The organism is Elongatibacter sediminis, assembly GCF_037892215.1.
Lineage (GTDB): Bacteria > Pseudomonadota > Gammaproteobacteria > Xanthomonadales > SZUA-36 > Elongatibacter > Elongatibacter sediminis.
Genome location: NZ_JAZHOG010000005.1, coordinates 48462 through 69517 on the forward strand (window position 1 = coordinate 48462; position 21056 = coordinate 69517).

The following is a 21056-nucleotide window of genomic DNA, read 5'->3' on the forward strand; positions in this document are numbered from 1 at the left end:
CCCGGCTGCCCGCTGCGTATGCTGCTCAAGTGACCTGAATCAGGGCATCCAGCGGACGTTCATGACAGCCTTTTGGTCGCCCGTTCCGCATCAAACAGGAATCACCATGCACCCGACCGGATCAGCCGCCATCGTTATCGTTCTGCTCGCCAGTGCCACTCTGACCACTTTCGGGCCTGCCAGCGCACAGGCTGCTGACACACAGACCGTCAAAGACATCATGACGCAACAGGTCGTACCCGCCAGCGACACCATCTGGGGTGCCAGCGAGCTGGCGACGGATGCGGAATGGAAACCGGTCGGTGACGCTGCCCGGGTACTGGTCAAAGCGGGCGAAAGCCTGTCCGGCGGTGGTGCTTCAGAGGTGGAACAGGCCTGGATCGCACAGCCTGAATGGCAGGCGTTCAACCAGCAGATGATCGACGCCGCCCGGCAGATTCTCATCGCCGTCGAGCAACGCGACGAAGAAGCCCTGTTCAACATCGGCAACGACGCGCTCTACCCGCCTTGCGCCGGATGCCACGAGCGTTACATGCCGAAATAGGAATCCGCGGCCGGTTGGTCCCGTTCCGATAAACCCCTGGCCGGACTACATGGCAGTGTCAGGCGGGAACGCGACTCAATGCGCTTCCATCTGCGCCTTCAAATCCTCCAGCCGCGCCGCGTACACGGCACGGCAGAACTCGGCTGCGGCCTTTTCGTTACGCTGCCAGCAGGAGGACCATTCAACGAGTGTGCCACTGTCCTGGGTGGCCGGACTGACGCGCACGCAGCCGCGGTACTGACGGACATCGGCTTTCGAGACCGGTGACGGACCGTCCACCATGCGGTACTCGAAATACCGTTCGGCATCGTCGAGCTTCTGCAGCGTCTCGTGGAATGCGCCGTTGAGGATGCGGCCGGCTCCGGGCTGATCGCCTGCGATATCGCCCACCGGCTGGATACTGGTGATGACGCTGGGCGCCCAGCTCATGTCGTGGAAGTCACGGATGGCCTGCCAAACGCGATCCGCGGTCGCGCGGATCACGATGGACTGGTAGGTCTTGCCCATTTCAGGCCCTCGGCGTTCGGTCGGATCGGGAACGCCATCTTGCGGTGAAAAACGCGGCTGACAAGGGAGTCAGCCGCGGGTCTTGATGCCTGGCCTTACTGCCACTCGAACCGGACGGTCACGCCGTACTCACGCGGGCGCCCGACGGTGGCGTCGTCGACCTGCAGCAGCGGACTCATGAAGCCGCCGTCCACGTAACGCTCGTCGGTGAGATTGGTGCCGAACACCGCCACTTCCCAGTTGTCCGCGGGATAGAAGGTAAGCCGGGCATTGAGCAGACCGAACGAGGGCTGCTCGTACTTGCCGCCCGTGTAACGGGTGCTCCAGTCACCCGGAATGTAGGTGCGGTTGTAACCGTCGGTCCACATGTAGTCCAGACGCAGGGAGTAATCGGTGCGCTCGCCGAGCACGCCGTTGTATTGCCCGCCCAACGAGTACTGCACCTCGGGCGCCATGCCGAATTGCGCGTCCAGCGACAGCTCGGAGCCTTCCGCGATGTCCGTGTACTCGGTATCCAGGAAGCCCAGGTCGAGGTCGAACTGCCAGTTGTCGTTCGGCACCCAGGTGACCTCGATTTCCGCGCCTTTGGCTTCGGCCGTCGCCGCATTCGAGGTCAGGAAGGTGGGCAGCACCACGCCGGTGAACGGGTTGGTGACCGTACCCTGGATCTGAATCTGATCCCACTCGGTGAAGAACAGGGTGGCATTGAACCGCAGGCTGCCGTCCAGCCAGTCCGAACGAAGTCCGAGCTCGTAGTTGTCGATCTGCTCGGGCTCGTACGGGAAGTCGAAAGCGATGGCGTTGTTGTCCAGATCGAAAATCTGGATTCGCGACACACCACCGGCGTTGTAGCCCTGTGAGAAACCGAAATAGGTCATCACGCTGTCGGTCCAGTCGTAACTGGCCGCCAGGCGATAGGTATCCTGGTTGAAGTCGTTCTCCAACGGATTGATCCAGGTAATGTCCCCCAGCGCATCACCGCCGGGCAGGGTTCCCGGAACGTCCGGGCGGCGCGCCGTGTTGGCGCCGAATGTGCCGTTCCATTCACGGTTCTCCTGGTCGTGGTAGCGCGCACCCACGGTCACCGAGAATTGATCGGTCACATCGAAGGTCACTTCACCGAAGATCGCGAAGCCCTCTTCCTGGCTGCGGAACAGGGAATCCTGCGACGGCGGCACCTGGATGCAGGGTGCCAGGCCGCTGGAGGGATCCCACGACTGACAGGCCGCGGAGTTGGTCACGTCGGCGAAGTCCAGCTCGCCGGTCGCGAACTCCCACAATGCCCAGCGCATGAAGTGACGCTCGGTCTTCTCTTCCCAGCCGTACAGGCCGACCACCCAGCTGATGCGGTCGTGTTCGCCACTGAACTGGAATTCCTGGGTCCAACCGCTGCGTTCACGAATATCGCCCTGGGTGAAGAATTGCACCGTGGACGGCACGAAGTTGCTGTAATCCCAGGTCCACTGATCGTGGTAATTGGTCAGCGACCGCATGCTGATGTTGTCGGTGATGTCCCAGTTGATATCCAGGTTGGCGTGTTGCATGTCCAGCAGAATGCCCGGACCCGCATGCGGCGAACGATTCTCCAGGTCGCCGACCAGGCCACCGGGATAATCCATGCAGTCGGTGTGGCAGTTGAACGGCACACCCACCACCGCGTAATACTGGGAATTGGGCACCCAGAAAATGGTCCGGCCCGGATCCACCGGATCGCGGTAACCCGGATCCAGTCCGGGCTCGCCCGGATCATAAATGGCGCGAATCACCTGTGCGCCACTGCCTTCGAACTGCGTGTCGCCGATCTGCAGACGGGCGCTGAATTTGTCGCTGGGCCGCCACAGCAGATCGCCACGGATGGTTTGGTCGTCGAGATCACCAAACGAGCGATCGATGACGATACTGTCCACGTAGCCGTCGCGCGTCGCGCTGCTCACCGAAATCTTGGACAACAGGGTGTCTGAAATCGGCAGATCGGCGAACAGGGACAGGTCACGGCGGTTGTAATTGCCGATGGTCGCATTGGCGCGCACACCGAATTCCTCATTCGGCAACTTGGTGTAGAGCCGGATCGCACCACCCGTGGTGTCACGGCCATAGAGCGTACCCTGCGGACCGCGCAGGATTTCCACACGGTCGAGTTCGAGCACGGACTGCTGCGCCAGCGACACGTTGCTCTGCTGCCACACGTCGTCGATGAAGAAACCGGCACGCGGAATGCCGCGCATGGCGAATGTGCTCAAGGCGGTATTGGTACTGGCACTGACCATCACATTGGGTGCGGCGGCGACGACGTCTTCGACGCGTTCCAGACCCCGCATTTCGAGCTCATTGCCCGAAAACGCCTGAATGGAAACCGGCACTTCCTGCAGGTTTTCCTCGCGGCGCCGGGCCGTCACGACAATTTCTTCCAATGCCGACGAACCGCTGGCGCTTTGCTGGGCCTCGACTGGCCCGCCCAGCACGGTCATCGGCAGGGCCAGTGCGATCGCCCAGTTGAATTTACTTCTTAGCATGCTATTCACTCCTACAGGTGTTCAGTTGCGTGCTTCGAGTTGTTATACGTGCCTCGTCACCACGAACGTCACTGCTACGATGCACAGCAGAACGGCCAACCATGCGGTTGGAAGGGTTCTGGGTGGGGGTGTAACGGGACATCCCTTGACGACGCGTACTATTAAGCGCCGTGCTGGCCGATAGCGCCTATCCGTACAATGCACAAGTCTGTCCCAACTGCGCAGAATTGATCGCAGCCCGAACATCGCACGACTGGCGCTATCGGAGAGAACCGGCGGATCCGTCTGTCCTGAGACTGCACCAACCCGTAGCATTACTCGGATAGTTTTGGCGCTTGAGGTTGTGGATAATTCCTATCACGATGACCGTATTTGCGGTCTGTCCGTGATCAATCGGAGTACTTGCCATGATGACACCGCATTACGCCTCCCGCACAGGCCTGGCCCTGATAATGGCCGCCGCGTTCGTACCGGCCGCCGTGCAGGCCCAAACCTACACACCCGAAGAAAAGCAGGAGATGATCGAGTACGGCGAGCAGTTCGACACCGCCTGGGACTTGTACCAGGAACTGGTGAAGAAGGCCGATGGCGGCACACCGCTGACACCGGCAACCCTGCCCGACTGGTCCGGTGTTTTCCGGCGTACGCGCGGCGGCACCAACTTTGACCCCGACCAGGCCCGGGGGGAGCTGCCCACCGCCAAACTGACGCCGGCGGCGCACGCGGAAATGATGGATCGCATCGAGAAAACCAAACAGGGCATCCAGTTCGACCCGATCAGCACCTGCCTCTCGCCAGGCATCCCCCGCTGGCTGGACATGCCGTTCATGCGGGATTTCTACGTCACCACCGGCACCACCATCATGATCGCCGAAGCGTACAACAGCGTTCGCCGTATCTATACCGACGGACGTGGGCACGTGCCGGAAGAAGAACGTTACCCCACGCACAATGGCGATTCCATTGGCATCTGGGACGGCGACAAGCTAATTATTCACACCAACCAGCTCATGGCTCATTACTATGAGCGCACCCAGCCCCGTTACAGTGAACAGGTCGAAACGGTCGAGGTGTGGCAAAAGGTAGATGACAACACCATCGAAGCCGATGTGTGGGTGTTCGATCCGCCAAATCTCGTCGAGCCCTGGTACACCAAGCAGAGTTACACCAAAATCGATGATCCCGAGAAGTTTTTCCGCATCAACCACTGGGCCTGTAAAGGCAACCAGAACAACGATGTGTACATGACCGAGGACGGTAACTCCAACTTCATCGACTTCGACTTCACCAGTGAAGACGACCAGACAGGAGAGGAAGAATGAACAGAAAGATGTTGCGTGCAGCCGCGGGAGCCCTTGTGACCCTGCTGACCTGCGGTGCCGCCATGGCGCACCATTCCGGCACCATGTTCGACAAGGACAAAGAGGTGACTTTCACGGGAGTGGTCAAGGAATTTCAGTACACCAATCCCCACTCCTGGCTGATCGTCGATGTCACCAACGAGGACGGCAGTGTCACCACCTGGGGCTTTGAGGCCGAAGGGCCCAGCCGGATTCGCCTGTCCGGCGTGCGCAAGTCGGATTTTCCGCCCGGTACCAAAATCACCATTACCGCCCACCCGATGAAAGATGGGCGCCCCGCGGCGGCCTGGACCCATGCGATTCGCCTGGAAGACGGCAAGGAATTCGATCCGTGGTCGGCGGAGCGGTAAGGAACTGCGACCCAGCAGCCGAGCCCGGGAGTCTTCCCGGGCTCGTCCCGCATCATTTCACCCTGTTCAATCCCGCGCCTTGCGCCAGAAAGCAGCGAACAGGGCTGCGGCCTCTTCGGCCGAGTAAATCCCGGAATCCACGTACAAAGTGAAGTCCGCGTGCCAGGCCCGCGGGTTGAGCATGATCGTGATGTCGGGCTGGGTGACGAACCGGGCCACGTACAGGGTGGTCGACCGGTAGCGGGTCGGCGAGCGGCACACCGCGACGTCGGCCCCGCCAAGGCCATCAGACAACACCAGGTCGGCTTTCATCGGATGGCTGACCAGGCGAATGGTCAGATCGGGCTCGACTTCATACTCACTGACCATCACCTTGAAATCCGCCTGCAGGTCGGTGATGTCGAAATGGAACGGCCGGGCGCCGTCACCCAGGCAGCGATCCAGCCCGGAAATCCGGGTCTGAGCCCAAACTGGCGCGCTCACCACGCACCCGAGCAGCAGCAGTCCGGCCAGGCCGCTCAGCCTGGAATATCGGCTTGGTCCCATCACCCCATCGACTCCCCGCAAGTTCAATTCCAACTTGGACCACTGCCGCTGCCAGCGGGTTCACTCGTCCGTCCGTCCCTCCGGCGATGCCGGGACGGCTATCATGAATGCGAGATTCCCCGGCAGGAACCGGATGGGCACGTGGATGGCACCGGTATCCAATAGCGCCATTCCCAACCGCAACGGGAGTGAGTGATGAACACCGCCAGACCGGAACAGACACAATTGACGATTCCCTCGCAGGCGCAGATGGCGCAAGCCGTCGCGGACCGCGACCCGGCCTACGACGGCCGGTTCTTCTACGGGGTCGTCACAACCGGCGTGGTTTGCCGGCCCGTGTGTCCGTCGCGGCGCGCCAGGCCGGAGAATCTGCGCTTTTTCCTGACGCTCGACGAGGCCCTGCAGGCCGGCTTCCGGCCGTGCAAGCGCTGCCGGCCCGACCGTGCAACCCACGAAGCCGAGCGCGTGAGCCGGATTGCCCGCCATATCGAGCAGCACGCGGATGAGCGGCTGAGTCTTGCGACATTGGCCGCCGTCGCCGGCCTGTCTCCCGGCCGTCTGCAGAAAACCTTCAAAACCGCGTTCGGTGTGTCACCCCGGCAGTACCAGGATGCGGTGCGCCTGGACCGATTCAAAGCCGATCTGAAAGCCGGAGAAGACGTGACCGGCGCGATCTTCGCGGCCGGATTCGGTTCCACCAGCCGTATCTACGGTCACCCCGCCCGCAATCTGGGCATGACGCCAGCCGTCTATCGGTCGGGCGGAGACGGCGAGCGCATCCATTACGCCTGCCGGAAAACCGCACTTGGCCCGCTGCTGATGGCGGCCACCGGCCGCGGGGTTTGTTTCGCCCAGTTTGGCGACGACCAGAACAGCTTGCTGGAGCAGCTTCACGACGAGTTCCCGAAGGCCGAACTCACCGCCTCACCCGCGAGCGAAGGACCGGAACTGGATGCCTGGATCGACGCACTCGATCATCACCTGTCCGGCCACGGACCCCGGCCGGATCTGCCGCTGGATCTGCGAGGGACCGCCTTTCAGGTCCAGGTCTGGCGCTTCCTGCTGAGCGTGACGGAAGGCGATGTGGTCAGCTACGGCGACGTCGCCCGCGGCATCGGCAAGCCGCGAGCCGTGCGTGCCGTGGCCTCCGCCTGCGGCGCCAACCGGGTCGGAATACTGGTCCCCTGCCACCGCGTACTGCGCGGCGACGGGCAACTGGGTGGCTACCGCTGGGGACTGGACCGCAAGCGCAGCCTGATCGACCTGGAGCGCCGTCGGCGTAAGACCTCCGGCTGAACCAACAGAGCCCAGCCGGTAACCGTTACCCCCGGCTTCAACTTCCGGGACACGGCGTTCTGACCAGTGGCGAAAAAGGTCGCCGGTTTTCGGCGGTGTGATCAGGCCCCTTGATGCAAGCCCCGTCCAGGACAATCCGAAGTCCGTTTCTCGTGCACCAGGCATGGAATCGCCGTCCATTGCAAGGCTTGCTGAACAGCATATTTTTTCGCATGCATCCTTCTTGACAACAACGATTTTTAGATGGATTATCCATCCATTAAATTATGGATACGAGAGTATGAGCCCCCGCACCTACCGCAAGAACCGTCGAGCGCAACAAGAATTGGAAATGCACGAAAAGATTCTCAAGGCCGCGGTGCAACTGCACGCCGAGCACGGCGCCACCGGAACGTCTTTCGGCATGATCGCCAATTTGGCCGGGGTCTCGCCGCAAACGGTATACAACCATTTCCCGAACCTGGGCGAACTGGTGACGAGTTGCACGCAACATGTGCAAAAAAAAGCGCCGGTTGTGGATGCATCCGTCCTGAAAGACAAGGCAAGTTCGGAGGAACGACTCACGGACCTGACGGCAGCTGTCTATCGACAGCTGGATTATCTCGCTCCATGGTTGCGGCTGGGCCACACTGAAGTTGAACGCGTACCAGAGCTTGCAGACTTGTTTCAGCGCCAGCAAGCCGCGCTCAGGGCGTTACTTGCGCAAGCAGTGGTCGAAGCAGACAGAGTCACCCCGGATTTTCTGGATGCCGCATTGACCATGTTGAACTATCCGGCCTTCGCGCAGTTCACCCAATCACGCAGTACGGATGAAGCCGCGGCGCTGGTCGCTGGATACATCATCCGGCTCCTGCCTGAGTAAATTCGTTCCGGATCATGGGGCCTGGTCACCGCGTGAATACCGAAGATGACTGATTCGTCGCACCAGCGCACGGTGTATGGTGAGTTCCAGCGAGCATGCACTCGTTGGGGCGACCGTCCGTTCCTGCGCTCGACATCAAGCGCCATGGCCGTCTATGGCGATTGTGCCGTTGAATACACTTATGCCTCGGCTCAAAGAACCGTCGAACGGTTGCGCGCCTCCTACCACGAATTGGGTGTCCGTCCTGGCGACAGGGTGGCATTGGCCTTCGACAGCCGGCTGGATGTCTACCTTCATCTACTGGCGTTGAACGCACAGGGCGCGAGCCTCGTCCCCTTGAACATGGGAAGTACCGATTCCGAATTGCGACACATTATTCTGCACAGCAAATCCCGCTGGACCAGCGGTGCACCGGAGCATTCCGAGCGCCTGCAGAAACTGGTCAAGACAGAACCTCGCATCCGTTACTTCGAATTGCGCACGCCGAATGCTCCAGATCCGATCGAACCGGGATATGGCGACGAAAACACCGAGGCCGCCCTTCTGTACACCTCTGGAACCACCGGAAGTCCCAAAGGGTGCATCCTGTCGAACGACTATTTCGTCACGATGGGCGAGGAATACAACCGACTCGGCGGACTGTGCTCGGTCGGTTTTGAGGACCGATTACTGACCCCCCTGCCGCCGAACCACATGAATGCACTGGCGACTTCGTTCATGGCGATGCTTTTGTGCGGCGGTTGCGTGATTCAGGCAGACCGGTTTCATCCACGGACCTGGTGGCAAACGGTTCGTGAGGAGAGGGCGACAATCATTCATTACCTGGGCGTGATGCCAGCCATTTTGCTGAAGCTTCCCGAGAGTCAGGACGATGACTTCAGCGGTCAGGTCAGATTTGGATTCGGTGCGGGCAGCGACCCGAAACATCAGGGCCTATTCGAACGCAGGTTCGGCTTTCCCCTCATCGAGGCGTGGGCGATGACGGAAACAGGCGGCGCAGGCATCGTCGTCGCCAACCATGAACCACGACATGTCGGGCAGCGCTGCATCGGACGTCCACCTTCGCACGTGGCTTTCCGCATCGTGGATAAGAACGAGCAAGATGTAGCGCCGAACCAACCCGGCGAACTCCTGGTTCGAAGGCGCGGCGAAGAACCGCGTAAGGGTTTTTTCTCGGGCTACTTCCGCGACGCGGAAGCAACCCGGGACGGTTGGCGCGGCGGATGGTGGCACACGGGCGACATCGTGCGCCAGGGTCCGGACGGATCACTGTTCTTCGTGGACCGGCGCAAAAACGTCATACGACGAAGCGGGGAAAACATCTCCGCGGTCGAGGTCGAAGCCGCACTCTTGCAGCTTGAATCGGTGGAAAACTGCGCAGTCACTTCGGCACCGGACGAAATTCGGGGAGACGAGGTCTTCGCATTCGTAGTCCCGGTCGACGAGACCAGGGTTTCTGCCCACGATGCGCGTGACCTGTTTGACCAGACGCTACGCACCCTCACGTATTACAAGGCTCCAGGTTACATTGTGTTCGTCGAGAGGTTGCCGCTGACTTCGTCGCAAAAAATCAATCGGGGCGAAATCAAACAAATGGCGAACCGGGCGCTTTTGGCAGACACGCCCTTTGATCTCCGACAGTTCAAAACGCGAGGTGCGTCATAGGCACCCAATCCCGCCCGTGGCGCGCTGGCTACGACGGGGTGGTGATCGCTTGCCCCGTGAGCATCCCCTATCAGCGTTACTCGACTCGGCCCGCACATTGGTGGATTGGGCGTGCATTGGCTGAGCTGGCGAAGGATTCCGATCTGGATTCGAAAGAGATCGACGGATTGTGTGTGTCTTCCTTCACGCTCAGCCCGGATTCCGGAGTAGGCCTCACGCAACACTTCGGAATGACGACACGATGGCTGGATGACCTGCCGGTGGGTGGCGCTTCCGGGGTAATTGCACTGCGCCGGGCCGCGCGCGCCGTACAGAGCGGTGACGCCTCGGTGATTGCATGCGTCGCGGGTGATACCAGCCAACCGGATACATTTCGCAAGCTGATGTCCCGGTTCAGCCGCAGCGCTCAGGACGCGTCCCTGCCCTACGGAGCGGGCGGGCCCAACGTCAGTTTCGCCCTGATTACGCGAGAGTACATGCGGCGTTTCGGAGTAGAGCGCGAGGATTTCGGCAAACTCCGGCTGGCGCAGCGGGAAAACGCCACGCATGTGCCCTACGCACTGGTGGATAAACCGTCGACCCTGGAGCAATACCTCCAAGCCCGAATGGTCGCCGACCCGGTGGCCTTGTTCGACTGCGTGATGCCGTGCGCGGGGGCCGAAGGTTTCCTGGTCATGAAGGAGCAAATGGCAATCGACCGGGAGCTGCCATTTGTACGAATCCTGTCAACCCTGGAACGTCACAACGCTTTTCCGGACGACCCGATTCAATATCGCAGCGGGTGGGCGCAGGACGCCGATGAATTCTGGGAACTGGCCGGCACGACACCCGACCAGGTCGACATGCTGCAAACCTACGATGACTACCCGGCCATCAGCGCCATGCAGATCCAGAACCTTGGATTCTGTCCCGATGGCGACATCGCCGGCTTTATTCGCAAACACACGTTCACGTTCGACGGCAGTTTCCCTCACAACACATCCGGGGGACAGCTGTCCATCGGCCAGGCAGGAGCGGCCGGTGGTTTTCTCGGCCTGGTTGAAGCCGTGCGACAACTGACGGGGAAAGCGGCGACCAACGCAGTGCCCGAAGCGCAGATTGCAGCAGTAACCGGTTTCGGAATGATCATCTTCGACCGCGGCCTGTGCTCGGCCGCTGCATTACTCAGCAAGGGTCAGGCATGAGCGCTGCCATGATTAACTCCCCGTCTTCCACCCGAAGCCGGGCCGCCTGCGTACTCTCCGCATCCGCCGCCCAGGGGCGTTTCCAGCTTCAAATGTGCGACCGCTGCAAGAACTTCTGCTACCCGGCCCGCGAGATCTGTCCCGATTGTTGGTCGGCGGAACTCCGGTGGGTCGACGTCCCTGGCCTTGGCACCTTGTTGAGTGATTCAACCATGTACGGCAGCATCAATGACTACTTTGCAACCGGCCTTCCGTGGCGAGTGGGTACGGTGCAGTTGGACACGGGTCCAACGGTCCTCGCACACCTGCACAAAGAAACAAGGGTGCACGAACGCGTTCAGGTTATTGCCCGCACGGATATCTCAGGGCAGGGAGTATTGGCGGCCTTGCCTGTCAATGCCAGCCCCCGCAATGAGAGTTCCGCGACTCCTGACGCCTTGATACAGGATCGTCAATTGCGCTCACTGACCTGTGATCCCAAAGGCCGCACGGTACTCATCAGTGACGCCCGCGGCGAACTGGGATCCGCCATTGCCGATGCCCTGGTCAAGGCCGGCGTCAAACGAATTCACGGCGGTGGACTTCTGAATCGCGCCAATGGAATGCAGCCGGCGCCACTGGACCTGATGGACGACGGGTCGGTGCATGCCCTGGCAACGAAAATTGGACACAACGTCGACATCGTAATTCACCGGGTGAGCTTGTTGCAGCCCGGAGACATTATCGGAGACTCGCCCCCGAATCGCCCGGATATCTCCGCCGCCCAGGAAGAACTCGCCGCAAATCTCCTGACCTTTCTGCGCCTTGCCAAAACGTTCGGCCCACTGCTCAGAGACCGTCCTAACCACGTGTCGGCCCCCGCACGCGCCTGGATCAATTTGATTTCCGCTCATGCCCTGGCCGCAAACTCGGGTTTCGGCACATCCGCGGTCAGCCATTCCGCCGCCTGGGCGCTCAGCCGCGCATTGCGCGCCGAATTCGCCGGCACCGGGGTCAAGGTGATCGACGTGCTGTACGGGCCGCTTGACGAAGATGTTGGGCGCAAGCCAGATCCGCCAGGGGTCACACCCGGCCGCGTGGCGTCGACCATCCTGCACGCACTGCAGCAGGGCCTCGAACTTGCCACGGCCGGGGTATACGCAGAAGAAACGCTGAGCCGATACAGGGAAGACCCCCTGGCTATCGAGCGAGAGGATATCCGTACATGAGCACTGACAGGAAGGTTGCACTCGTTACCGGCGGCAGCACGGGAATCGGACTGAGCATTTGCCGCCGGTTTCTTCAGGCGGATTACACCGTTCTAAACCTGTCGCACCAGTCTTCAAATCTGGAGCACGATCGCTTGATCGACAGGCCGGTTGATTTAACGGATACCGAACAGACACGGGAGGCCGTATCGGAACTGGCCGCACAACACACCATCACGACCGTGATACATAACGCCGGTGTGATGCGGCCGAACCTCATCGAGGATGTTGAAATCTCCGATGTGGACTACCTCCATCGGCTACATGTGAATGCCGCCATCATCCTGGTCCAGGGAGCTGTTCCGGCGATGAAATCCGCGGGATTCGGACGCATCATCATCATCGGGTCGCGGGCAATGGTCGGCCTGGAAACACGAACCGGATACTCGGCGACCAAAGCAGGACAGCTGGGCCTGGTGCGCACGTGGGCACTGGAACTTGGCCCGTTGGGAATCACGGCCAACCTAATCGCCCCCGGGCCCATCATTACCGACATGCTGACCGAGCACATTCCGGAGAACAGTGAGAAAGCACAGCGGCTCGCGGCCTCGATACCCGTACGGCGTCTGGGCCGGCCAGAAGACGTGGCAGCGGCCGCTCACTTTCTCGCCTCGCCGGAAAGCAGTTTCATCACGGGGCAGGCACTGTTTGTCTGCGGGGGGACCAGCGTGGGATCCCTGACCCTGTGAGGATGCCGTTTGGGCCGCAAGCGGATCGACCTCACGCACATGTGGCCCGACCCGTGCACCCGACATTGAGGAATGAATCATGAGCCTGTCGAATCCGGAACTCTCTGCATTAGTGGAACCCAGGCGGGTACACCGCCGGGTCTACACCGACCCGGCGGTATTCGACCTCGAGATGGAACGAATCTGGGGCAAAGCCTGGATCTATGTGGGGCACGAAAGCCAGATCCCGGGACCGGGAGACTACATCACCTTGCAAATAGGCAAGATCCCGATCGTAATGGTTCGTGACCGGTCCGGCGGCGTCCACGTACTCTATAACCGGTGCGGCCACAAGGGAGCAAAACTGGTTGATAATTCCTGCGGCAATACCGGCGGGGGATTCGTATGCTGTTATCACGGCTGGAGCTACAAACTCGATGGCCGACTGGTCGGAGTGCCACATCTGAAAGGGTACGAGAATACCGGTTTTGACAAGAATGACCCCCAGTATTCGATGCAGAAACTGGAAAAGCACCAGAGTTACCGGGGATTCGTGTTCGCATCACGGGATCGGCATGCGCCGGAACTGACAACATGGCTGGGTGGGGCACGCACGGTATTGGACAATCTCTGCGACCGCTCCCCCGAGGGCGAGGTGGAGGTTGCGGGCGGTGTCATCCGCTACGATCACCAGTGCAATTGGAAGATGTTCAACGAGAACCTGAACGACGCGATGCATCCCATGGTCGTACACCGTTCGGTGGTCGACGCCGCCAACGAGTACATCAGGACCCTGCCCGAGGACTCTCCTTCTCGCGCCGAAGCTGAAATCATTCCACCCTTCGGATCATCTTACAAAACCTTTTCCGAAGTGGATATTCTGGCCTTTCCGTACGGCCATCACTACAACCGGGGTCAGAACACCATCCATGCGAAGTACAGTGTGGATCCCGACTACGAAACCGTGATGCTGGAAGCCTACGGCCCGGAGAGGACGCGTGAAATCCTGACTTTCAATTCACACAACACGCTTTACTACCCATCGCTGACCATCAAGTCCTCGATTCAGAATATTCGAGTGGTCAGACCTGTCGCAGCCGATCATTGCATCATTGAAACTTGGTCATTCCGCCTTAAAGGTGCGCCAGACTCACTGCTCCAGCGAACCATTCTCTACTCACGACTGATCAACTCCAGCGGCTCCATGGTAGGTCCGGATGACCTTGTGGCCTACCGCCGCATGCAGGAAGGGCTGGAATCGAATGCCAATCAGTGGGTGGAAATGCACCGCGATTACGGCCGAGACGAGACTGTCGGCGATCATCTCGTCAACCGGTGCACCAGCGACCTGGACATCCGGACCCAGTACAGAGCGTGGCGCCGATACATGCTTGGAGAGACATGACCCAATGACAGCGACAATCGTGGATGAGGCCCAATTGACCCGGATCAGGGAATTCCTCTATCGCGAGGCTTCCTACCTCGACCGGCCGGATCTGGATGCCTGGATAGAACTGTATACCGAAGACGGAACGTACTGGATGCCGGCCACGGAAGACCAGATCGACCCGCTCAACCATATCTCCCACTTTTACGATGACCGGGTCATGATGGAGATTCGCCGGCGCAATTTCGTGCACCCACGCGCGGCTTCCAAGGACTACAAGGTTCGAGCCTCGCATCTGATTTCAGGAATCCGCATCGTTGAGCAGGACCCCGCATCGAAGCGCTACGTGGTCACTTCGAATTTTCATTGCGCCTATTGGTACTGGGACAAGCAGACCCTCTACGCGGGGACCTATCGTCATGAACTGGTCGACGTATCGGGTGATTTCCGAATTCAACACAAACGGGTGGATCTGATCAATTGCGATGCCGTTCAGGATTCGATGATCCTGTATTTGTAGGCGAAACCAGCAGATCGAAAGTCACCGATCCACACAATGACGGGTCTTGTGATCTACGATTTGTTCACTGAACTTCAGCCTGCTCCCGGACCGTGTTCCGGAAGTACCTCAAACCCCAGCACAGACATGCCACCCCAAGAATACTGGCCACGGCAGCGATGATCGAAATCGAGAAACCCACCGAACCATCGTCTTGAAAGATGTAATCCGTGCACAGGGCCACCAGGGTCGCACCGCCCGTTATCCCCATCAGATTCATGAACAGGAAGAACAAGGCGGTCACCTGTGCCCGCATTCGATTGGGCGCCATGCATTGAAGGGCAGCGGCCGAACTCGCCACCGGAAAACTTGCGAAATACATTGCCAGGGCCAGCATGGAAACAGCACCGCCCAGGCCTTCGAACAACGCAAACGTCGAAACCGGCACGATCAGGCCAAGTCCGCCAATGACACCGGAACGCAGGGCCGCGTCCTCATACCCAAGACGGGTCAGACGGTCCATGAGCCAACCGCTGGACAAGGTGCCCGCCGTATTCGCGATCAGCACCACCAGCCCCAGGTGGACGCCAACCTCTTTCGGCCCCAGGCCGAAAGACCGGATCAAAAATGCCGGTGACCAGGAAAGCAATGCAAAAAGCGCCAGGGACAGAAACCCGAATCCCACGTAGTGGGTGAAGAAAGCCGCACGGTGCTCCCGAATGTATCCCAGGACCTGGCTGATCCGAAACCCATCTCGATCGTTGGCGGCAAGACCCATCCGGTCCGGATCGCGAACCGTCAGCACAAACAGTGCGGCAATGATCACGCCCGGAATCCCGACGACAAAAAAAGTCAGTTGCCACGGCTTGACCGCCCCGACCAGAGGCAGCTCAATGGGACCAATGTGACTAACCCATTCAATAGCCGCACCGCCAATGAGATACGCAAGACCGGACCCGATGAAGGTTCCCAGCGAATAGATACCCAGCGCAAATCCGAGTTGAGACCGCGGAAACGAATCGGTGATCATCGAGTACGCTGCCGGGGAGAGTGCAGCTTCCCCGGCACCGACGGCCATGCGCGCGAAAAACAGCTGCCAGAAGTTCCTGGCGACACCACACAGGCTTGTGGCAATGCTCCAGACGACTATCCCCGCGGCAATAATCCGGGGCCGGGAGCGGGTATCCGCCAGGCGCGCGATGGGTAATCCCATGATGGCGTAGAAAATGGCAAACGCCAGGCCATGAAGCAAGCTGAATTGCGTGTCACTCAGTTGCAGGTCGGCACGGATCGGCCCCACGAGCAACGCGAGCACCTGTCGGTCGACAAAAGAGAATACATAGGCGACCGTGCAAAGAAATACCATGTACCAGGAGTACAGCGAAACTTCGGGAGTCCGGACAGCAGTGGAGCGAGTCATGCCAAGGTTCCTTCTTACGGCCAGGATCCACCGCGAGACATGCGACTGGGGCATCGACCACCCAAGGCGCCAGGCCGGCCCTGCGGCAAATCGCAGGGCCGGCCTGGCGCCACGCATGAATCACGATCAGAAATACGTCAGCAATGCTTGCTCAGAAGTTGTATTGAGCGGACAAAAACCACTCGGAAGGCCGCCCGTAAATCTGCTCCACATACGAAGAAGCGGTTGCGAATCCGGATGTCCCGGTGATCAGGTAAACCTCGTCGGTGATATTCCGAAACGCCAGCGTCCCTTCCCACTTGCCGTCGAGGGTCTGCAGGGTAATGGCCGCATTAAGGAGCGTGTAGTCGTCCTGGAACAGTTGCGGCGAATTAATGGCATCGTTGTGCTGGTCTCCGTGATACGACCAGTCCACACGCGGCGTTAATGTTGCCCAATTGCCGATGTCCAGCGTATAGGCCACACCTGCCGCCGCACTCCACTCTGGCGTATTGACCAGCGAGTTGGTGATGAAAATCGGTGTGGCGTTGCTTTCTTCGGTCACACTCGGATCGAGCTCATCGTAACCCGCATCCAGGTAACCCACCGCAGCCGTTACATGCCATCGGTCGGTCGGGACCCAGGTCAGTTCGAGCTCACCACCCTTGATCGTAGCTTTACCGCCGTTGAACGTAATCGGGTTGAATGACTCACGAATGATGATTTGCAGGTCCTCATAATCCGTGTGGAAGAGAGCGAGGTTCAGCCGCAATCGATTATTGAACAGGTCTGCTTTCAGGCCCACTTCATAGGTATCCGCGAACTCCGGGTCGTAGCTGCTGGGTTCGGGAGTGAAAGCCGTGAATCGTTGATCAAATCCACCGCTCTTGAATCCCTCGGAATAGGAAACATAGGCCATCACTTCGTCGGTTGCCTGGTAGGCGAGATTCAACATGATATTGGTGTCGTCGAATTTCTCGGTATATTCCTGAAAGGGAGTCATGCGTCCACCGGCCGGAATCGGGGCCCCTGCGGACGGCAGGTAAAAACCGGCAAAGTTTGGCCACGTTGCGTCGAATATCCCGGTGGCCGAAGCGTCACCCAGGGCAATCTGGTCGGGAGTGAATCGTTTCGTGTCCTCGGTGTGGCGAATCCCGAATGTCAACCCCCACTGATCAGTCAGATTCAGCGTTGACTGGAAGAATGCAGCCTTGGACTCGTTGTCATACAGACCGCCACTGAATACGCTTCCAACGGGCATCGTCGCCGGATTGTGATCGAAACCATCCTCGGTAAAGTAGTACAAACCGAGGATCCACCTCATCCGGTCATTCAGCAAGGTGCTGGAAAATTGCAGTTCCTGCGTAAATTGTTGATGATCGTAAAAGTCCTGGGTCGCGAAAATATTGGCCGGTGTATTGTCGCCATCCCGCGCGGACTCCATTTCGAGTTCGCGATAGCCGGTAATCGACTTTACCGTCAGGTTGTCACCAACATTCCAGACGAGTTCCGCGCTGGCGCCCCAGTTATCCAGGTCGGACTTGACCGGAAAGGTGCCTTCCGACGAGAAGGGCCCGATGAACGAATCCGGCCCGTAGCAGCCAGGCGCACCGCCCGCACCCACTCCCGGAGGCGGGAAGGATGGCGGACCTCCCACTCCGAAGTCCGGATTGATATTGACGGCTGAACAACTGTCGAGCAGACCATTTCCGAAGGTGGCGAAAGCTCCCTTGTCATTGACACCACCGGAGACCGACGGGGCGCCGTTCTCGCGTATCCTTGTGCCATCGAACGTAAAATACACCTCCAGGTCTTCGCGCGGCGTCCACAGAACCGACCCCCGGACCGATTGACTGTCGTCGTCTCCAAGGTCAATCCCGTCATGTACTCGAGTTACATAGCCGTCGCGATTACGTGTTGCCACCGCAAGGTTGGTCAGCACATTGTCCGATACCGGTAGATTGGCTTTCGCCGTGACATAGAACATGTCGTCATCGCCCACTTGCACTTTCACACTCGCGCTGGGTGTTTCGTCTGGGCGTTTCGAATAAACCGCCACCGCCCCGCCGATCGTATTGCGGCCAAACAGCGTCCCCTGCGGTCCTCGCAGCACTTCAATCCGTTCCACGTCCAGGAAATCGAGCACGTTTCCGACCGAACGGGCCATGTAGATGCCGTCGATATACAAACCAACACCCGGGTCGGTTACCGGAGTGAAGTCGACCTGCCCGATACCGCGAATGAATATTTGGGCCGCCGAGCTCGACGCCGAAGACGGAGAAACCGAATCGAATGTGAGATTCGGCGTGATGTCACCAAGGCGGTCGGTGGATTCGATCTGACGGTACTCCAGTTCCTTTTCGGTGAATGCCGAAATGGCCAGGGGCGTCGATTGCAGGTTCTCCTCCCGCTTTCTCGCCGTCACTATGACTTCCTCCAACACAAAACCGTCGTCCTGTGCTTGCAGTGAAGGAACACCTGCCGCCATACCCCACACAAGTAACGAAGAGACTTGAAGCAGTTTTTTCATTTTCCAGTCCTCATTGAATTCCGATGACACGTACCTGTCCGGCTTGCACCCTCCGGGGCCGGATTACCCATAGACATCTGTTGAAAACACCATTTATTTTTATTAGATGGATAGTCTATCCAATTAATATGCATGTCAAGCCATCGGTGGTTTTCGGACATCTCCCGGGACTCACCCGCCCACCGTGCGCTCAACCTTTCTGATGGCCTGGCGGGCTCCCTTGCTTAGTATCGATGCGCGCCCAGGCTCCGTGCGCAACAAGGAAGCGGATGTACTGCTCGGCTACCAATCACGACCAGCATCACCCGCCCAGCAGCGACCGGACCCGGTCCGGGCTGAAGGGCAGATGGCGGAGGCGTTTGCCCGTCAGACGTGTGAATGCATTGGCCACCGCCGGGGCCGGCAGTAGAACACCGACCTCGCCGATGGCCGACGGGTGGCTGCCCCCTTCGAGCAGCCGCACCTCCACCTCCGGGACTTCGCTGGCCTGCAGGATGGAGTAGTCGTGAAAATTCGATTGCTGAACTTCGCCTTCGCGGATATCGATGCGTTCCTTCAGGGCGTTGCTGAGGCCGAACATCAACCCGCCCTGGATCTGCGACTGCGCATTGACCGGCTGCACCACCAGCCCCGGATCCACCGCCGACCACAGCCGGTGAACCCGGATGCGGCCTGCGGGCATCTCAACGGACACCTCGGCGACACAGGCAAGCAGGGTTGCATCGTAGGCGGTGAAGGCCAGGCCCAGGGCGGTATGCGCACGCGGCCGATGCCATTGCGCCATCGCGGCCACGGCTTCGAGCACGGCACGGGCCCGCGGGCGTTGGGCGGCAAGCCGCAGGCGCAATTCGAGCGGATCCTCACCCTGCGCCTGCGCCACTTCATCGAGAAACGACTCGGCGGCGAACCGGTTCGGGGTCACCCCGACACCGCGCATCGGCGAAACACGAACCTGGGCCGGTTCGAGCAGGTGCTCGGCTCGCCGGTGCGGAATGTCGTACACGGACTGCTCGGCACCGAGAATGCCGGTAATCGGAATTTTCCCCCACACACCGTGGCGATACGGGTCGCCCTGGGTCAACGATTCCTCGCTGACCACCCGATGGTGCCAGGCCAACAGTCGGCCGGAATCGTCAAGCGCGGCCCGCAGATATTGTGCGGACATAGGTTTGAAGCGCCCGGCGTGAATGTCCTCTTCGCGGCTCCAGATGACTTTGACCGGACGGCCAAGGCGTTTGGCCAGCACCGCTGCATCGACGGCGTAGTCCTGGTCCGCTGCGCCCCGGCGGCCGAATGCACCGCCCGAATACATGCGGTGCAGGCGCACGGCGGACGGGTCGATCCCGGTCGCCCCGGCCACCGAACGCACACAATGGCTCGGCGCCTGGGTCCCTGCCCAGACTTCCAGCGAGCCATCGTCATGAAACCGGGCGGTGGCATTGAGCGGTTCCATTTGCGCGTGGTAGACATACTCGCTGCCGTACTCACCCTCCAGAATCGATTCCGCGGCGGCGAATGCGGTGTCGACATTGCCCTCGTCCTGCCAGGGAAATCCGCTGGCCGACAGGTCGCGAACCCGCTCCGTCCGCTGCCGCCGGGCGTCACGACTGTCGAACCGGCCAACCCCGTCCCATTCCACCCGAATGGAGTCGCGAACAGCCTGCACGGAACTGTATCGCGCGGCGACGATGGCGACCCGGTCGGCGAGGTCGATCACCTCCACCATGCCGTGCTTCGGACTCTCCTTGTCTACTTTGATCTTGCGAACCCGGGCACCGGGCACCGGAGGCCGGATTACCGTGGCATGCACCAGGTCCGGCAAGCGGACATCGATGGCGTAGCGCGCCGAGCCGTCACTTTTGGCCGGGATGTCCCGGCGCGGCAGATCGGTGCCGATCAACCGAAACTGGTCGCGTCGCTTGAGGTCTTCTTCGCGGATGATCGGCGGTTGAGCCGGGAGTTCCGTCACCGCCGCGGCCTCACCATAAGTCATGGTGCGCCCGCTGGGTGCGTGCACGATACGGCTGGGCCCGGTGTGCAGTTCGGAAGCGGCCACCCGCCATTGCCGCGCGGCGCTGTCGAGCAGAATACGGCGCATCTGCGCACCGTGCAGGCGCATTCGGTCGTAGTAACTGTTCACCGCCCAACTGGCGACCGTCAGCACCAGGCCGGCGAGGTTGGGGTTACCGTAGACCTGATCGTCAGGGGGACAGAACTCGATGCGCACGTCCTCCCAGTCGGCATCCAGTTCTTCGGCGAGAATGACCGGCAGAGCCGTCATGGAGCCCTGCCCCATTTCATCGGACGGGGTCTGAATGGTGATCACACCGTTCGGTGCGATGCGGACCCAGGCATCCGGCGTGGCCGGAGGGGCCGCATCACCGTTTTGATGCGACGGATCCGCTCCGATAACAGCCAGCGGCGCCAGCGAAAACCCGAACCCCAGGCCCGCTGCGTTTGAAATGAGTTTTCTGCGTGACAGTTTCATGGGAGATTTC

General features: G+C 60.1%; 17 protein-coding genes. 11 read left to right on the plus strand and 6 right to left on the minus strand.

Annotated features, from left to right (window positions below; translation table 11 throughout):
* Nucleotides 1-106: 106 nt before the first annotated feature.
* The gene (locus V3330_RS08715) at nt 107-544 is read left to right on the plus strand and encodes a hypothetical protein (RefSeq protein ID WP_354695023.1); all 438 of its coding nucleotides are present in this window, start codon (nt 107-109) and stop codon (nt 542-544) included.
* Between the two features lie 75 nt (nt 545-619).
* On the opposite strand, the gene V3330_RS08720 is transcribed toward V3330_RS08715, so the two are convergent.
* Together V3330_RS08720 and V3330_RS08725 are read right to left on the minus strand one after the other, a co-directional pair.
* Complete coding sequence (locus V3330_RS08720) at nt 620-1051, minus strand: SRPBCC family protein (RefSeq protein ID WP_354695024.1); 432 nt, start codon at nt 1049-1051, stop codon at nt 620-622.
* Nucleotides 1052-1146: 95 nt separating this feature from the next.
* Nucleotides 1147-3564: a TonB-dependent receptor gene (locus tag V3330_RS08725; RefSeq protein WP_354695025.1), complete on the minus strand. Its 2418-nt coding sequence runs from the start codon at nt 3562-3564 to the stop codon at nt 1147-1149.
* A 407-nt stretch (nt 3565-3971) separates the two neighbouring features.
* Here V3330_RS08725 and V3330_RS08730 point away from each other — a divergent pair, with 407 nt between their 5' ends.
* Nucleotides 3972-4886 (plus strand): hypothetical protein, encoded by a 915-nt coding sequence (locus V3330_RS08730; RefSeq protein WP_354695026.1) that lies wholly within the window; start codon nt 3972-3974, stop codon nt 4884-4886.
* On the plus strand, nt 4883-5275 hold the full coding sequence (locus tag V3330_RS08735; protein ID WP_354695027.1) for a DUF6152 family protein: 393 nt from the start codon (nt 4883-4885) through the stop codon (nt 5273-5275). Before V3330_RS08730 ends, V3330_RS08735 begins: the two co-directional genes overlap by 4 nt.
* Nucleotides 5276-5341: 66 nt before the next feature.
* On the opposite strand, the gene V3330_RS08740 is transcribed toward V3330_RS08735, so the two are convergent.
* Nucleotides 5342-5821 carry a hypothetical protein gene (locus V3330_RS08740; protein WP_354695028.1) on the minus strand — a complete coding sequence of 160 codons (480 nt, stop codon included), beginning with the start codon at nt 5819-5821 and terminating at the stop codon, nt 5342-5344.
* 195 nt (nt 5822-6016) lie between these two features.
* Here V3330_RS08740 and ada point away from each other — a divergent pair, with 195 nt between their 5' ends.
* The 8 genes from ada to V3330_RS08780 all read left to right on the plus strand — a co-directional run bounded on the left by ada (nt 6017) and on the right by V3330_RS08780 (nt 14650).
* A complete protein-coding gene (ada, locus tag V3330_RS08745; protein WP_354695029.1) occupies nt 6017-7117 on the plus strand; it encodes a bifunctional DNA-binding transcriptional regulator/O6-methylguanine-DNA methyltransferase Ada in 1101 nt (366 codons plus the stop codon).
* A 280-nt stretch (nt 7118-7397) separates the two neighbouring features.
* On the plus strand, nt 7398-7979 hold the full coding sequence (locus V3330_RS08750; RefSeq protein WP_354695030.1) for a TetR/AcrR family transcriptional regulator: 582 nt from the start codon (nt 7398-7400) through the stop codon (nt 7977-7979).
* 45 nt (nt 7980-8024) lie between these two features.
* Entirely contained in the window at nt 8025-9644 is a 1620-nt protein-coding gene (locus V3330_RS08755; RefSeq protein WP_354695031.1) for an AMP-binding protein, read from the plus strand.
* Nucleotides 9645-9760: 116 nt separating this feature from the next.
* On the plus strand, nt 9761-10828 hold the full coding sequence (locus V3330_RS08760) for a thiolase family protein (RefSeq protein WP_354695032.1): 1068 nt from the start codon (nt 9761-9763) through the stop codon (nt 10826-10828).
* Between the two features lie 8 nt (nt 10829-10836).
* On the plus strand, nt 10837-12036 hold the full coding sequence (locus V3330_RS08765; RefSeq protein ID WP_354695033.1) for an OB-fold domain-containing protein: 1200 nt from the start codon (nt 10837-10839) through the stop codon (nt 12034-12036).
* Nucleotides 12033-12764: an SDR family NAD(P)-dependent oxidoreductase gene (locus V3330_RS08770; protein ID WP_354695034.1), complete on the plus strand. Its 732-nt coding sequence runs from the start codon at nt 12033-12035 to the stop codon at nt 12762-12764. Before V3330_RS08765 ends, V3330_RS08770 begins: the two co-directional genes overlap by 4 nt.
* Nucleotides 12765-12843: 79 nt before the next feature.
* Complete coding sequence (locus V3330_RS08775; RefSeq protein ID WP_354695035.1) at nt 12844-14148, plus strand: aromatic ring-hydroxylating dioxygenase subunit alpha; 1305 nt, start codon at nt 12844-12846, stop codon at nt 14146-14148.
* A gap of 4 nt (nt 14149-14152) precedes the next feature.
* The gene (locus V3330_RS08780; protein ID WP_354695036.1) at nt 14153-14650 is read left to right on the plus strand and encodes an aromatic-ring-hydroxylating dioxygenase subunit beta; all 498 of its coding nucleotides are present in this window, start codon (nt 14153-14155) and stop codon (nt 14648-14650) included.
* Nucleotides 14651-14714: 64 nt separating this feature from the next.
* Here V3330_RS08780 and V3330_RS08785 read toward each other — a convergent pair whose 3' ends face one another.
* From V3330_RS08785 to V3330_RS08795, 3 genes are all read right to left on the minus strand, one after another.
* Nucleotides 14715-16049: a spinster family MFS transporter gene (locus V3330_RS08785; RefSeq protein ID WP_354695037.1), complete on the minus strand. Its 1335-nt coding sequence runs from the start codon at nt 16047-16049 to the stop codon at nt 14715-14717.
* 151 nt (nt 16050-16200) lie between these two features.
* Nucleotides 16201-18558: a TonB-dependent receptor gene (locus tag V3330_RS08790; protein WP_354695038.1), complete on the minus strand. Its 2358-nt coding sequence runs from the start codon at nt 18556-18558 to the stop codon at nt 16201-16203.
* Nucleotides 18559-18859: 301 nt separating this feature from the next.
* Nucleotides 18860-21046, minus strand: a complete 2187-nt coding sequence (locus V3330_RS08795) for a xanthine dehydrogenase family protein molybdopterin-binding subunit (protein WP_354695039.1) — start codon at nt 21044-21046, stop codon at nt 18860-18862.
* Between the last annotated feature and the right edge of the window lie 10 nt (nt 21047-21056).